Consider the following 13,515-nt stretch of genomic DNA (forward strand, 5'->3'; position numbering starts at 1 on the left):
CCTCCTCAGAGGCGCCTCAAAGCGCCGTGCTTGAACGAGAGAAGCGGGTCCGAAGACCCGCCCCCCAAACTTAACCGAGGCTCTTGGCCAGCACCTGCGACAGGCGCTCGGCAAAGCCGGCCGGATCGGTGGGCACCGTGCCGTCGAGGATACGGGCCTCGTCGAGCAGCAGTCGCGTGGCGCTCTCGATGAAGGCGGTATCGCCGCCGGCCTCGCGCGCGGTGGCGAGGCGCGTCACCAGGGCGTGGCGCGGATTGATCTCCAGGATCGGCTTCTGCAGGGCGCCGTCGAGCTTGCCGGCGCTGGCCAGGATCTGCTCCATGCGCTTGTCCATGCCGTTATCGGGCGCCACCAGGCAGACTGCGCTGGAGGTCAGGCGCTCGGAGGCGCGCACGTCGGAAACGTCATCGCCCAGCGTGGTCTTGAGATAGGCGATGTAGGAGGCGATCGCCGCGCTCACTTCCGGGGTCTGCTCCTCCGGCTTTTCGGCGAGCGGGATCAGGTCGAGGTCGGCGGCGCCCTGCGTCACCGACTTGAAGGGCTTGCCTTCGAAGCCGAGTGCCGAGGTCACCCAGAAGCTGTCGACCGGATCGGAGAGCAGCAGCACCTCGATGCCACGAGCGCGGAAGCCCTCGATGTGGGGCGAGTTCTCCAGGCGCTTGGCATCGTCGCCGGCGAGATAATAGATCGCCGTCTGGTTGTCCTTGAGGCTGGCGATGTAGTCCTTGAGCGAACGCCATTCGCCGCCCGAAACCGTGCTCTTGAAGCGGGCGAGGCCGAGCAGGGCGTCGCGGCGCTCGAAGTCCTCGTAAAGGCCTTCCTTCAGGACAGAGCCGAAGTTCTCCCAGACCTTCGCATAGGCTGCGGCGTCCGAGGTGGCCAGCTTCTCGAGGTCTCCCAGCACGCGGCCGGTTGCCGCCTTGCGGATCGCCGTCAGCAGCGGGCTTTCCTGGATCATTTCGCGTGAGACGTTGAGCGGCAGGTCGGCGGAATCGATCAGGCCGCGCACGAAGCGCAGATAGCCGGGAAGCAGGTCGGCCTCGTCGGTGATCAGCACACGCCGCACATAGAGCTTCATGCGGCCCTTGCGCTGGGGGTCGAACAGGTCGAAGGGACGCGAGCCCGGCACGAAGGCCAGCATCGTGTATTCCTGCCGGCCTTCGGCGCGGAAGTGGATGGTAAGCGCTGGATCGTCGAACTGGCCGGCGACGCTGCGGTAGAAATCGGTGTAATCGGCCTCGGAAATATCCGACTTCGGGCGAGTCCACAGGGCTGCCCCATCCCCGATCTGCTGCGGCTCGGCATCCGGCTTGTCGGCGAGCAGGATCGGCACCGGCACATGGCCGGAATGGGTCTTGATCAGGTTTTCGATCGTATAGGTTTCGGCGTAGGACTTGGCGTCCTCCATCAGATGCAGCACCACCCGGGTGCCGCGGGCCGGAGCCTCGTCGAGGCTGGCCGGCGCCACCGAGTAGGAGCCCTTGCCGTCCGAACTCCAGACATTGGCGATATCGCTGCCGGCGCGGCGGGAGAACACCTCCACCTTGTCGGCGACCATGAAGGTCGAGTAGAAGCCGACGCCGAACTGGCCGATCAACTGGCTGCCTTCGGCCTGCTGGGCCGTTTCCAGTCGCTCGACGAAGGCCTTGGTGCCGGAGCGCGCGATGGTGCCGAGCGCCTCGATCATCTCCTCCGCGCTCATGCCGATGCCGTTGTCGGCGACCGTGATGCGCCTGGCCTCGGCATCGAGGGTGATGCGGATCACCCCCTTCTGGTCTTCTCCGAGCAAAGCGGGTTCGGACAGGGACTCATAGCGCAGCTTCTCGCAGGCATCGGCGGCGTTGGAGATCAATTCGCGCAGGAAGACATCCTTGTCGGAATAGACCGAGTGCACCATCAGATGCAGCAGCTTGGCGACGTCGGCCTCGAAGGTATGGCTCTGCGGCGCGGCACTATCCGGGCCGGCGCTTGCGGCTTCAGCGCTCATGAAAACTCACTCTTGCTTGATGATCGTCTTGGGACAGGGTGGCGGGAACGCCGCTGCACAGATGGACAATCTCGGCGAGGGATTCAAGAGCAGGCTTGCATCTGCGGGGGCGCGGACGTCTCGTCCGCTCCCGGAAACGCGGCGCTCACGGGAGAGGAAGAACCGCCGTCGCGACGATCGGCAAAGCCGATTGCGCGGCCACGTCCGCGCACCCGGAGATCGGCGCAAAAAGAAAGGCCGGTTCCAGAGGAGCCGGCCTGCACTTCTTGGGTCATCTAACGCCACCTCGGCGGACCCGGTCCGACAAAGTCGGGGGGCTGGGGGGCTGAGGTTTCCGGCTTACGCCGGACCGGGTGCCGAGGTAACGAGAAGAAAAGTCGCGCTGGGCTGGGGCGGCCCCTTGGCTGGATTGCGGCAAAGTCGTGACTTTTGGTGAAGTTATATTTCCGGTGTGCGCTGCAGCAAACAACCTGCCGGGAGGCCTGCAATCCACGCACGAAAATGCCGCCGCTGCAGGGCCAGCGGGGCCTGACGAAATGGGGATTGGGGAAGGGGGGGCGGATGTCGCCTGTTATCGCCGCTGCTGCTTCGACGCCGCAGGCTGGGCGTCGTTTGCCTTCAGGCTTCCTCGCCGAACTTGTCGGCCAACAGGGCTTCCAGGGCGTCCATGCAAGCCTGGGCATCATGGCCGGCAGTCTCGACCACGATGGTGGTGCCACGGGCTGCGGCCAGCATCATCAGGCCCATGATCGACTGGCCACCGACCGTTTCGCCGCACCGCGTCACCTTGACGGTGGCATCGAAGCCTTCGGCCGTCTGCACGAATTTCGCCGAGGCGCGGGCGTGCAGGCCCTTGAGATTGATGATGGGGAGGATGCGTACGATACCGCCGTCCATGGTGGGGATGGGAGCCGCTTCCGGTTCTTCGCAGGCTTGCTCGTCGGTGCTGCCGGTTTGCATCTGCTGCTTGTGCATCGAGGAGGTCTCCGCCTGCATCTGCACCGGGGTGCACCCGCTTGGGGCACTGCTGCCCCAACATTTGGCCCAAGGATTGCTGAATGCGAGCGGTACCGCAAGAGCCGCCTCGGCAAGTTTCTGGCCGTGACCAGCATAGTTGAATGAACGTCGAATCATTGGCCTGACAACACACGACTGGCAATATTGATATATTTCCTGCCAGCCTCTTGGGCGCGCGTGACTGCCTCGGCGAGGGGAACCTCGCTGCGCAGCCGCGCCAGTTTGACGAGCATGGGAAGGTTGATGCCGGCCACGACCTCGATGGAGGGGCCGCTCATCACGGAAATCGCCAGATTTGAAGGTGTTCCTCCGAACATATCCGTGAGAACCGCCACGCCGGAGCCGTCTTCGACCCGGCCGATGGCATCGATGATGTCGCGGCGGCGCTGCTCGACATCGTCTTCGGGGCCGATATCGATGGCCTCGACATTACGTTGCGGCCCTACGACGTGCTCGAGAGCCGACAGGAACTCGGTCGCCAGATGACCATGCGTGACAAGCACCATGCCGATCATAGGATGATCCGCATTGAATCTTTCCGGTCGCCGTCGCGATCGCGACAACAATCCAGGTCCGTTTCGCTTTCGCGCCACCCGGTGTTGAGCAAAATGAGACGACGCCTCCGCAACGCACGGCCAGGATGCCCTTCGGACAACCTGCAACCCGTAGCTCCGAGGCCTGATATTATTCCCGCGCTGCACAAAAACAAGCCTCTCTCCGGCTCACATTGTCGCAGTCTCGTCACATGAAGGCCATAGGCATCAACGTTTCGTTAACGCAGACTGGCGCGGACCGGGCCTGGAATCCGGTCAAACCGGCGGCAATTGCGGCAAGATGGCCTCAATCAGGGCGACAGCTGCCTGAAAATCGCGAGGAACCGGCAAATAGGGCAGGTCCACGCCTTCCAGCCTGATGTGCCGAATATTTTTGCTGGGGATGACGATCTCTGCGTCATCGTCGAGAATATCCACAACCAGGCCGACAGGTGCCGAGGGCTGCCAGTCGATCCGTTCGATGCCGGCATCCCGCAGGCCGCTGCTGCGTCGCTCGATCAGGCCGGCGATGGTTGATGGCACGGAGGCGATCAGCCTGCCCTCGACGGCTTCGAGATAGACGCGGTCATCTCCTACCAGGCGGGCCAGGCGGCCCTGGGCCGGCGCGGTCTCGATGAAATGCAGGGCCAGCCGGCTCTTGCCGGCGCCGGAGGCGCCACGCAGCAGAATGCCCCGCCCGTCGATGACGATGCAGGTGGCATGTACGGTGGGCGAGGTTGGCATGGCTTAGGCCTGCGCGGCCGGCAGGCGGGCGACGAAACGGGCGCCGAGCACCTTGTCGCCATCCTTGCGGTTCTCGACCCAGAGCTTGCCGCCATGGGCCTCGATGATCTGCTTGGAGATGGACAGGCCGAGGCCCGAATTCTGGCCGAAACCCTGTTCCTCGGGACGGTCGGTGTAGAAGCGCTCGAAGATCCGCTCGATGGCATGGTCCGGCACGCCCGGACCATCATCCTCCACCGCGATCTCGACGTCGTTCTTGTTCCGCCGCAATTCGACCCGCACCTCGCCGTCCCGGGGCGAGAAGGAGCGGGCATTGTCGACGAGATTGTTGATGACCTGGCCGAGCCTGGAATCATGGCCATTGATGAAAAGGGCTTGCGGCGGCAGGCCCGTGGGCATCGACAGGCGCACCTTGACCCCGTCCTCGCGCTCGACCGAGTTGAACACGCCGGTGAGGGCGGTGAGCAGCCTGGCGAGATCGACGGGCTCGGCGCCGGACCGCAACAGTTCGGCATCCAGGCGCGAGGCATCGGAAATGTCCGAGATCAGCCGGTCGAGCCGGCGGACATCGTGCTGGATCACTTCGAGCAGCCGGTTGCGCGAGGTGTCGTTGCGGGCGAGCGGCAGGGTCTCGACGGCCGAGCGCAGCGATGTCAGTGGGTTCTTGAGCTCATGGGCGACATCGGCCGCGAAGCTCTCGATCGCCTCGATCCGCTTGAACAATGCATTGGTCATGTCGCGCAGGGCGCCGGAAAGATGGCCGATCTCGTCGGAGCGCTCGGTGAAATCGGGGATTTCCTGGCGCGATTTCACGCCGTAGCGCACCCGCTCTGCCGCTCGCGCCAGCTGGCGGATCGGGCCGGCGATGGTGCTTGCCAACAGGATCGACAGGATCACCATCACCACCGCGGCGACGGCAAAGACCCGGAGGATGGCGAGGCGCTCGGCCGTCACGATCTCATCGATCTCGCCTGGGCGGGTCGACAGCAGCAGCACGCCCAGCACCGACTTGAAGCGCTGGATCGGCACGGCAACCGAGACGATGGATTCGTTCTGCTCGTTGATGCTCACCTGGGTGGAGGGAGCGCCGCTGAGCGCCGTTATCACTTCCGGATAGCCCTTGCCGTTCTGGTTGCCGAGCTCCTTGTAGAGCGGCGCGTCGGAACGGAAGAGATAGCGCTTGACCGTGTTCCAGACCCGTTCCGCCAGGTTCTGTTCCTGCTTGGGCTGCGGCAGGTCAGTGCGGACGATATCGGAATAGATGAACAGAGCCCTGGAATCGATCACCAGATTGCCGTCGCGATCATAGACCCGGGCGCGCAATTTCGTCGGCGAGATCAGGCGCCGCATCAGCGGCGCGACCTTTTCCGGATTGATCGGAAAGTCGAGCGAACTTGCGTCGTCGCTCTCGTCCTCGCCCGCCGCCTGCTGTTCCAGGAGTTTTTCCGGATCGATGCGGATCGAGCCGGTCTCGACGGAAGCCGAAGCGGCCACGGCGCTCGCCATGATTTCGCCCTGGGTGAGCAGGGCCTGCACACGCGCGTCGATCAGGCCTTCGCGGAACTGGTTGAGGTAGAAGATACCGACGACCAGGGCGACCAGGCCGGCCAGGTTCAGCACGACGATGCGCCGTGTCAGGCTGGAGAAGGTCTGCACGGTGATCGCGCGCAGGGCCAGCCGCAGGCGCCGCCGGATGATCGATCTCGACCTTGGGTGCTCGGATGGGGTCGCGCGCTCGGGGCTCATCGGGTCTGGTACGAAATTCTATCGAGAGGAGCGCGAGAGCCTGCTTCAGGGCATGAAGAAGGCGTCATTCCAGGGGATGGCCTTCCCCGCTGCGCGGAGAAGGTCTCCAGGTTGAGGCGGGAGGAAACCCTCACGCTTCCTTGAAGCGATAGCCGACACCATAGAGCGTTTCGATCATCTCGAAATCGTCGTCGGCCTGCTTGAACTTCTTGCGCAGGCGCTTGATGTGGCTGTCGATGGTGCGATCGTCGACATAGACCTGGTCGTCATAGGCCGCATCCATCAGGGCATTGCGGCTCTTGACCACGCCCGGGCGCTGGGCGAGGGCGTGCAGGATGAGGAACTCGGTGACGGTGAGCACCACCGCCTCGCCCTTCCAGGTGCAGGTGTGGCGTTCGGGATCCATGCGCAACAGGCCGCGTTCCAGGATCTTGGCGTCCGAAGCCTTGGCAGCGGCGGCATCCTTGGGCTGGAAACGGCGCAGCACCGCCTTCACGCGCTCCACCAGCAGGCGCTGCGAGAAGGGTTTGCGGATGAAATCGTCGGCGCCCATCTTCAGGCCGAACAATTCGTCGATCTCCTCGTCCTTGGAGGTGAGGAAGATCACCGGCAGCTCGGATTTCTGGCGCAGGCGGCGCAGCAGCTCCATGCCGTCCATGCGGGGCATCTTGATGTCGAAGATGGCGAGATCCGGCGGATTGGCCTTCAGACCGTCCAGGGCCGACATGCCGTCATTGTAGGTCTGGATGCGATAGCCTTCCGCCTCCAGCGCGATGGAAACCGAGGTCAGAATGTTGCGGTCGTCATCGACCAGCGCAATCGTCGGCATTGCAATCCTTTCATGACGCGGTGTAACCGCCAAAGGCTATTATGATGGTTTGCGCGGCAAATCACCATACTTGCCTTCGCATTCTACGCCTAAACCGGCGGAAGTGTGACAATTATCGGTTCAAAACGGTACTTCTTGTTGCCAATCGCCGGCAAAACGGCATTTTCAAACTGTTTCCATCCAAACGAGTCTTCCAGAGCGATGTCTTCGAGCGATACCACGCGTCTGCCCGGCCAGCCGGTTCCGGCGAACCAGCCTGCCGATTTCGAGCCCGTTGCGGAGGGCAAGGCCCTGCTCAGGCGCATCCGCGCCGGCGCGCTGGCGACACTTGATTCGAGCGATGGCTCTCCCTTTGCCAGCCTCGTCAATACAGCCACCGATTTCGATGGTGCGCCGCTGCTGCTACTCTCCCGGCTGGCAGCCCATCGCAGCAATATCGAGAAGGATGCGCGCATTTCCCTGCTGCTGAGCGAGGGCGGCAAGGGCGATCCGCTGGCCCATGCCCGCCTGACCGTGAAGGGCCTGGCTAAGATCGTCGAGGATGAAGATGCCAGGGCTCTCTGCAAGGCGCGCTTTCTGGCCCGGCATCCCAAATCGGCGCTTTACGCCGATTTCCCGGATTTCAGCTTTTTCCGCGTGGCGGTAAGCGGCGGACATCTCAATGGCGGCTTTGCACGCGCCGCCCTGCTGTCGGCGGAGGAACTCCTTACCGACGTCAAGGGCGCGGAGGCCCTGCGCGCCGCGGAGGCCGGGGCGATCGAGCATATGAACGCTGATCATGCCGATGCCGTCAGGCTCTACGCCACCAAATTGCTCGGCGGCCGCGACGGCCCCTGGCGCATCAGCGGCATTGATCCCGAAGGCCTGGATCTGGCCTTTGCCGACGACACGCTGCGCCTCGTCTTCGACAAGCCGGTCCTGGACGCCACCGCCCTGCGGCTGACGCTGGTACATCTGGCCGAGAAGGCGCGAGGCTGAGGCCGGCTGTTCCGACCAAGACGGGTGAAGCGCGACAATCCCTCTCCCACCTGGGGAGAAGGATTGCTGCGTCTTTTCCTACTGACTTCAGCCCCTGATGAAGGCAAGCAGGTCGGCGTTGAACTGGTCCTGCTGCGTCAAGGTCAGGCCATGCGAACCGCCCGGATAGACCTTGAGGGTGGCGTTGGGGATGAGCTTGACCGACTGATGGGCGGAAGCGCCGATCGGCACGATCTGGTCGTCGTCGCCATGGATGATCAGGGTCGGTACGTCGATCTTCTTCAGATCCTCGGTGAAGTCGGTCTCCGAGAATTGCTTGATGCAGTCGAGCTGGCCCTTGAGGCCCCCCAGCATGCCTTGCAGCCAGAAGGATTCGCGCGCGCCTTCGGAAACCTTCGCGCCTGGGCGGTTGTAGCCGTAGAAGGGCAGGGTCAGGTCCTTGTAGAACTGCGAGCGGTCGTCGAAGGTGCCCTTGCGGATGCCGTCGAAGACTTCGAGCGGCAGGCCTCCGGGATTGGCGTCGGTCTTCAGCATCAAGGGCGGCACGGCGCCGACCAGGACAGCCTTGGCGACATGCTTGGTGCCGTGGCGTCCGAGATAGCGGGTGACTTCACCGCCGCCGGTGGAGTGGCCGACGAGCACGGCATCCTTCAGGTTCAGTTCCTCGATCAGTTCGGCGAGGTCATCGGCATACTGGTCCATATGGTTGCCGTCCCAGGTCTGGGTCGAGCGGCCATGGCTGCGGCGATCATGCGCAATCACCCGGTAGCCATGCTGCCCGAGGAACACCATCTGGGCGTCCCAGGCATCGGCGCTCAGAGGCCAGCCATGGGAGAAGACCACGGGCTGCCCGCTGCCGAAATCGCGGTAGAAGATCTGGGTGCCGTCTTCGGTGGTGATCGTGCTCATCGTCGGTCTCCTGCTGGGTTGAAATGCGGGGCGCCTCGGAACGTGGCGGCCTGGTGAGACATTGAATACCGCGCCATGGGCGTGATACGGATTGGCGAAACTGACATTGTTCGGGGCAAAACTGACAAATGGCAATGGGTAGCACTCTACCTGAGATTGGCCTGCTGCTGTATCCTGGCGTGCGCACGGCCGCCGTCTACGGCATGGTCGATCTCTTCGACGCAGCCAATGACATCGCGCGCCGCCGGGCCGGCGATGCGGGTATCGGCATTCGGATCTCCCAGTGGAAGATCGCCGAGGGCGGCGGCATCGATTGCGTGGCGGACAGCCATGGTCCAGCCCCCCACAAGCCCGTGGCGATCGTTGCCCTGCCGGGGCTCGGCGATCTGCCGTCCCATGCGGTCTCCGCTCCTTTCGCCGCCTGGCTGCGCCAGCGCCATGACGAGGGGGCCATGCTGTGCTCGGTCTGCGCCGGCGCCTTCCTGCTCGCGGAAACCGGCCTGCTGACCGGACGGCTGGTCACCACGCATTGGAGCTTCGCCCAGGCCCTTTCCCAGCGCTTTCCCGATATCCTGATCGATACCGCCAAGATGATCGTCGACGATGGCGATATCATTACAGCCGGCGGCATCATGGCCTGGACGGACCTTGGCCTGACGCTGGTGGACAGGGTCCTGGGGCAGGAGGTCATGCTGGAGACGGCGCGTTTCCTGCTCGTCGACCCACCGGGGCGGGAGCAGCGCTATTATTCGAATTTCACGCCCAATCTGCGCCATGGCGACGAGGCCGTGCTCAAGGTGCAGCGCTGGCTGCAGGACCAGGAGGAGGCGGTGGAGGACATGCGTCCGGTTTCTCTGGCAGCCATGGCTGACAGGGCCGGCCTGGAGGAACGCACCTTCCTGCGCCGCTTCCACAAAGCGACGGGCCTGAAGCCGACCGAGTATTTCCAGCATATCCGTGTCAGCAGGGCCCGTTCCCTGCTGGAAACCACCAATCGCAATGTCGACCAGATCGCCTGGTCGGTCGGCTATGAGGATCCGGCGGCCTTCCGCAAGGTGTTCGCCAAGCTGATGGGGCTGTCGCCGCGCGACTACCGGCGTCGTTTCGGAGCCGGGCAAGCGATCGGGGCAGCGGCCTAAACGGGCTCGCCGCAGCTCCAACCCGTCGCTCCTAACCCGCGACGGCGGCGGCTTCGGGCTCGCGCCTATCGGCCCGCTCCAGGCCCCAGGACACCAGGAAGACCACGAGGCCGGCCACGGCTAGGAGGGCGCCCACCCAGCCTGTCGAGGCCCAGCCGAAGCCGGCCGCGACGGCGACGCCGCCGAGCCAGGCGCCGAGGGCATTGGCGATGTTGAAGGCCGAATGGTTGAGCGCGGCCGCGAGCGTCTGGGCATCGCCGGCCACGTCCATCAGGCGGGTCTGGATCGCCGGGCAGATGGCGAAATTGCAGCCGATCAGGAAGATGCAGAGCGAGATCATCCAGGGATTGGATGCGGTGAGGCCATAGAGCGCCATCACCACGATCACCCAGACCAGCATGCCGCCGATGGTGGCCATCAGGGCGCGGTCGGCCAGCCAGGAACCGGCGATGTTGCCGACATTCATGCCGATGCCGAACAGCACCAGCGCCACCGGCACGAAAGCGGGCGAGAAGCCGCTGAGCTGGGTGAGGGTGGAGGCGACATAGGTGTAGACGGCGAACATGCCGCCCAGGCCGATGGCCGGGATCGCCAAGGTCAGCCAGACCTGCTTGCGCTTGAGGGCGCCGAGTTCACGCAGCGGGCTGGCGCCGGGCTTGACCTTGTCGAGCGGCATGAAGGCCAGGATCAGCGCGGCGGTAAGAGCGCCGATGGCGCCGACGGTCGCAAAGGCGAGGCGCCAGCCCAGGGTCTGGCCGAGCCAGGTGGCGAGGGGGGAGCCGACCAGCGTCGCGAGCGTGATTCCCATCATCACGCGCCCGACCGCCTGGGCGCGCCGATTGGGCTCGGCCATGCCGGCGGCGACCAGGAAGGAGACGCCGAAATAGGCGCCATGCGGCAGGCCCGCCAGGAAGCGGAAGCCGATCAGCTGGTAATAGCCGCCCGCCAGGGCGCTGGCGGCATTGGCCGCGGCGAACACCACCATCAGCCAGAGCAGCAAGGTGCGGCGCGCCATACGGGCCGAAAGCACGGCGATGACCGGCGCACCGACGACCACGCCGAGCGCATAGGCGCTGATCATGTGGCCGGCTTGCGGCTCGGTGACCAGGAGACCGTTGGCGACGTTGGGCAGGATGCCCATCGAGGCGAATTCACCGGCGCCGACGCCGAAAGCGCCGACGGCAAGGGCAAACTCGATCCAGGCGGCGCGATGACGATGGGACGGGCTGTCGGCGTTGAGATCGGCGAGGGAGGCGGTGGCCGGATGGGTCACGGGAGGGCTTTCAGGGCGAATGGCGCGAAACAAACAAGATGAGAAACCTCACGGCGAGAGGCCGCAGGCTGGCAATGGCTTGAATCAGCGATTTGGGAACGATGTATTGCACTGCAATATTGCTTCCGAAGGGGAAAATGTAAATCGGTTTACGTCTGCATTTCGGCATGGCTCGGGGCCGAGCTATGCCTGGGAAACGGACGTCTCGTCCGCGCTTGAAAATGCGGCGGTCCGGAAAGCTGGAGTTTCGGCCGCGGGAGCCTCTATCCGGGTTCTTCACGAGGTTGGCCTGGCGCCTCGTTTCCAAGGCCGAGCACGGCTGCCCGCGACCCTGATGCTGGCTAATAGGGCTTGGCAGCCACATAGCCATAATAGTTCATCAGGAAGTCATCCAGCGTGAGCGTTCCGCTCAAGGGCACCTCGCGATAGCCGTCGCCCCAGGTATAGATGTGGAACGTGACTTCGCCATTCTCCACCTTCATCTGCGATTGCAGCACGACCCAGTGATCGTCGCGAATGTCGGAGCTCTGGGTCTGATGGCCATCGACCATGTTGGAGCCGATGAGCAGGACGACATGGTAGCCCGCCGCGAGCAGGCGGTTCGCTTCCTTCATGTTGTCGGTGTCGCGCTGGTGGCGGAAGAAGTTCGCATCCTCCCGCACATCCGTGTAGCCGGCCTGGTCGAACCAGTAGGCCAGCTCCATCGGGGTCGTCATGCCCGAGAATCCGCCGTCGGTCGAATCGTAATGGATGGCCCAGTCGTTGGAGTTGCGGATGCTCGCCAGCGTCAGCCAGTCGACCGGGGCAATATCGGAGGACGAGGGGGCGGCATGGCGCAGATCGGCTTTCGGCTTGATCGGAAGTCTGTAGAGCACGCCCTCGCCCTTGTCGTACATGTCGCAGGCGTAGGCGGCATAGGTTCCCGGACGGTCGCGCAGGACATTGAAGACCAGAGCCGCTGGTCCGCACAAATTCGTCTGGTTCTGGTCGAGCGTGCCCGGATAGGCGACGCGGATGATGATGCCGATGCCGACTTCGTCCCGGTCGAGATTGGGCCATTGGCCGCGACCGAGCTTGCGCATGAAGTCGCAGGCACGGCCGACGGCATAGCTGCGCTGGACCGATGAGACGTCGAACGGCCATTTTGCCATCATCGTGCCGGCCAGGTCGACGAAGCGCTCCAGCATCGTCTTCGAACGCGGCATGATGGTGTTGGACTTCTCTGCGATCATCTTCAGGTCGGCGAGTTCGCTCTGCGTTACCCGGCCGTCCTGCAGGGTGGCGCGCAGGATCTCGACGACCTCGACATGGTTGAGATGGCGATCGTCGGCCAAGGCCGCGCGCAGGGCTTTCGGTACCGAGTTGCTCTGGAACACGCCCCAAGGCCCGGTCGGGGTGGCAGCCGGCGTCGGCGAGGGGCGTGAGGCGAGTTCCTCCAATTTGGCGATGGCTGCGCCGGTGGGCTCGATGAAACCTGTCTGGTGCGCCGGGAAGTATTTCTTCTGGAACGTGAGGATGGCACTGCACAGCGCGTCGCTGGCGATGCCGCCAACGACGCGGCCTGCAATACCGGCTTGGGCTCCGCCGTCAATCTTGGGAATGAGATTGAGGAGTGCGATGACGATCTGCTGGTCTTCGGCCCAGTTCTGGCACTGGGCGCCGGTCGAGGCGTGGCGACCTACGCGCGCACGGAGGGGCATGCGATCCTCCTTCTCGCGATCGGCACTGTCGTCTCGCGATGGATGTTCTCGGTTTGCCGACACTAGCGGTGTCCGGCGTTTTGAGTATCCACTGAATAGGGGGGACGCGTGACCCGCCCGTTATCGGCCCGTATCCATGCTTCCCTTCTGCTCCGGCAGCACGGCGATGGCGTCGATCTCCACCAGGACGTCGGGGAGGAACAGCGAGGCGACGCCGACGAGGGAACTGGCCGGCGGCCGCTCCTTGCCGATCCAGCGATCACGCACCGCCCGGATCACAGGCAGCTGGCTGGGATCGTAGTCCCGTACATAGATGGTCACCCGGGCCAGCGCGCTGAAATCGCCGCCGGCCGCCTGCAGGGTGGCGAGCAGGTTGGCGAAGACCTTTTCGAGCTGGGAGGCGAGGTCATCGCCGACGACCTTGCCCGTTTCGTCGAAGGGCACGTGGCCGGAAAGCAGCAGCAGCCGCCCGCTTTCGACCAGCATGGCCTGGGAAATGCCGGGAATGGCGGAGCCGGGCGGATTGATCGGGCGCAGCATGATGGTCTCCTTACTCTGTCGGTCTGTTTTCGCAGGCGATGATGACGCTGTCTCGACTGGAGCATTATCCAGGAAGGCTGGCAGGGTTCTTGGCTAAGCATGAAGGAAGGAGAAAGGTTG

Annotated in this window: 12 protein-coding genes; 2 read left to right on the forward strand and 10 right to left on the reverse strand. The window is 64.2% G+C overall.

Features of this window, described 5'->3' with window-relative positions; all coding sequences use genetic code 11:
• Positions 1-70: 70 nt before the first annotated feature.
• The 6 genes from htpG to ABXS05_RS10720 all read right to left on the reverse strand — a co-directional run bounded on the left by htpG (position 71) and on the right by ABXS05_RS10720 (position 6,856).
• Positions 71-1,987: a molecular chaperone HtpG gene (gene htpG, locus ABXS05_RS10695; RefSeq protein ID WP_367623871.1), complete on the reverse strand. Its 1,917-nt coding sequence runs from the start codon at positions 1,985-1,987 to the stop codon at positions 71-73.
• A gap of 618 nt (positions 1,988-2,605) precedes the next feature.
• On the reverse strand, positions 2,606-2,962 hold the full coding sequence (locus ABXS05_RS10700; protein WP_376717689.1) for an HPr family phosphocarrier protein: 357 nt from the start codon (positions 2,960-2,962) through the stop codon (positions 2,606-2,608).
• Positions 2,963-3,117: 155 nt separating this feature from the next.
• A complete protein-coding gene (locus ABXS05_RS10705; protein ID WP_068296680.1) occupies positions 3,118-3,519 on the reverse strand; it encodes a PTS sugar transporter subunit IIA in 402 nt (133 codons plus the stop codon).
• A gap of 294 nt (positions 3,520-3,813) precedes the next feature.
• Positions 3,814-4,281 (reverse strand): HPr kinase/phosphorylase, encoded by a 468-nt coding sequence (locus tag ABXS05_RS10710; RefSeq protein ID WP_367623872.1) that lies wholly within the window; start codon positions 4,279-4,281, stop codon positions 3,814-3,816.
• A gap of 3 nt (positions 4,282-4,284) precedes the next feature.
• Positions 4,285-6,027, reverse strand: a complete 1,743-nt coding sequence (locus tag ABXS05_RS10715; protein WP_311937911.1) for a sensor histidine kinase — start codon at positions 6,025-6,027, stop codon at positions 4,285-4,287.
• Between the two features lie 130 nt (positions 6,028-6,157).
• A complete protein-coding gene (locus ABXS05_RS10720; RefSeq protein WP_149253366.1) occupies positions 6,158-6,856 on the reverse strand; it encodes a response regulator transcription factor in 699 nt (232 codons plus the stop codon).
• A 201-nt stretch (positions 6,857-7,057) separates the two neighbouring features.
• On the opposite strand from ABXS05_RS10720, the gene ABXS05_RS10725 reads away from it, so the two are divergent.
• Entirely contained in the window at positions 7,058-7,834 is a 777-nt protein-coding gene (locus ABXS05_RS10725; RefSeq protein ID WP_367623873.1) for a HugZ family pyridoxamine 5'-phosphate oxidase, read from the forward strand.
• An 87-nt stretch (positions 7,835-7,921) separates the two neighbouring features.
• Here ABXS05_RS10725 and ABXS05_RS10730 read toward each other — a convergent pair whose 3' ends face one another.
• The gene (locus ABXS05_RS10730; protein WP_311937916.1) at positions 7,922-8,743 is read right to left on the reverse strand and encodes an alpha/beta fold hydrolase; all 822 of its coding nucleotides are present in this window, start codon (positions 8,741-8,743) and stop codon (positions 7,922-7,924) included.
• A gap of 128 nt (positions 8,744-8,871) precedes the next feature.
• Here ABXS05_RS10730 and ABXS05_RS10735 point away from each other — a divergent pair, with 128 nt between their 5' ends.
• Positions 8,872-9,882, forward strand: coding sequence for a GlxA family transcriptional regulator (locus ABXS05_RS10735; protein WP_367623874.1), 1,011 nt, complete (start codon positions 8,872-8,874; stop codon positions 9,880-9,882).
• A 31-nt stretch (positions 9,883-9,913) separates the two neighbouring features.
• On the opposite strand, the gene ABXS05_RS10740 is transcribed toward ABXS05_RS10735, so the two are convergent.
• The 3 genes from ABXS05_RS10740 to ABXS05_RS10750 all read right to left on the reverse strand — a co-directional run bounded on the left by ABXS05_RS10740 (position 9,914) and on the right by ABXS05_RS10750 (position 13,395).
• A complete protein-coding gene (locus tag ABXS05_RS10740) occupies positions 9,914-11,155 on the reverse strand; it encodes an MFS transporter (RefSeq protein WP_437178643.1) in 1,242 nt (413 codons plus the stop codon).
• A 341-nt stretch (positions 11,156-11,496) separates the two neighbouring features.
• On the reverse strand, positions 11,497-12,855 hold the full coding sequence (locus ABXS05_RS10745; RefSeq protein ID WP_367623875.1) for a hypothetical protein: 1,359 nt from the start codon (positions 12,853-12,855) through the stop codon (positions 11,497-11,499).
• Positions 12,856-12,975: 120 nt separating this feature from the next.
• Positions 12,976-13,395, reverse strand: a complete 420-nt coding sequence (locus ABXS05_RS10750; protein ID WP_367623876.1) for a RidA family protein — start codon at positions 13,393-13,395, stop codon at positions 12,976-12,978.
• Positions 13,396-13,515 lie beyond the last annotated feature (120 nt).

This window comes from Labrys neptuniae, assembly GCF_040797145.1.
In the GTDB taxonomy this organism is placed as follows: Bacteria; Pseudomonadota; Alphaproteobacteria; order Rhizobiales; family Labraceae; genus Labrys; species Labrys neptuniae.

Bases quoted from the DNA above. Each gene is read 5' to 3' on its own strand.
- htpG (WP_367623871.1), bottom strand. From the start codon at position 1,987: ATGAGCGCTGAAGCCGCAAGCGCCGGCCCGGATAGTGCCGCGCCGCAG.
- ABXS05_RS10700 (WP_376717689.1), bottom strand. From the start codon at position 2,962: ATGCACAAGCAGCAGATGCAAACCGGCAGCACCGACGAGCAAGCCTGC.
- ABXS05_RS10705 (WP_068296680.1), bottom strand. From the start codon at position 3,519: ATGATCGGCATGGTGCTTGTCACGCATGGTCATCTGGCGACCGAGTTC.
- ABXS05_RS10710 (WP_367623872.1), bottom strand. From the start codon at position 4,281: ATGCCAACCTCGCCCACCGTACATGCCACCTGCATCGTCATCGACGGG.
- ABXS05_RS10715 (WP_311937911.1), bottom strand. From the start codon at position 6,027: ATGAGCCCCGAGCGCGCGACCCCATCCGAGCACCCAAGGTCGAGATCG.
- ABXS05_RS10720 (WP_149253366.1), bottom strand. From the start codon at position 6,856: ATGCCGACGATTGCGCTGGTCGATGACGACCGCAACATTCTGACCTCG.
- ABXS05_RS10725 (WP_367623873.1), top strand. From the start codon at position 7,058: ATGTCTTCGAGCGATACCACGCGTCTGCCCGGCCAGCCGGTTCCGGCG.
- ABXS05_RS10730 (WP_311937916.1), bottom strand. From the start codon at position 8,743: ATGAGCACGATCACCACCGAAGACGGCACCCAGATCTTCTACCGCGAT.
- ABXS05_RS10735 (WP_367623874.1), top strand. From the start codon at position 8,872: ATGGCAATGGGTAGCACTCTACCTGAGATTGGCCTGCTGCTGTATCCT.
- ABXS05_RS10745 (WP_367623875.1), bottom strand. From the start codon at position 12,855: ATGCCCCTCCGTGCGCGCGTAGGTCGCCACGCCTCGACCGGCGCCCAG.
- ABXS05_RS10750 (WP_367623876.1), bottom strand. From the start codon at position 13,395: ATGCTGCGCCCGATCAATCCGCCCGGCTCCGCCATTCCCGGCATTTCC.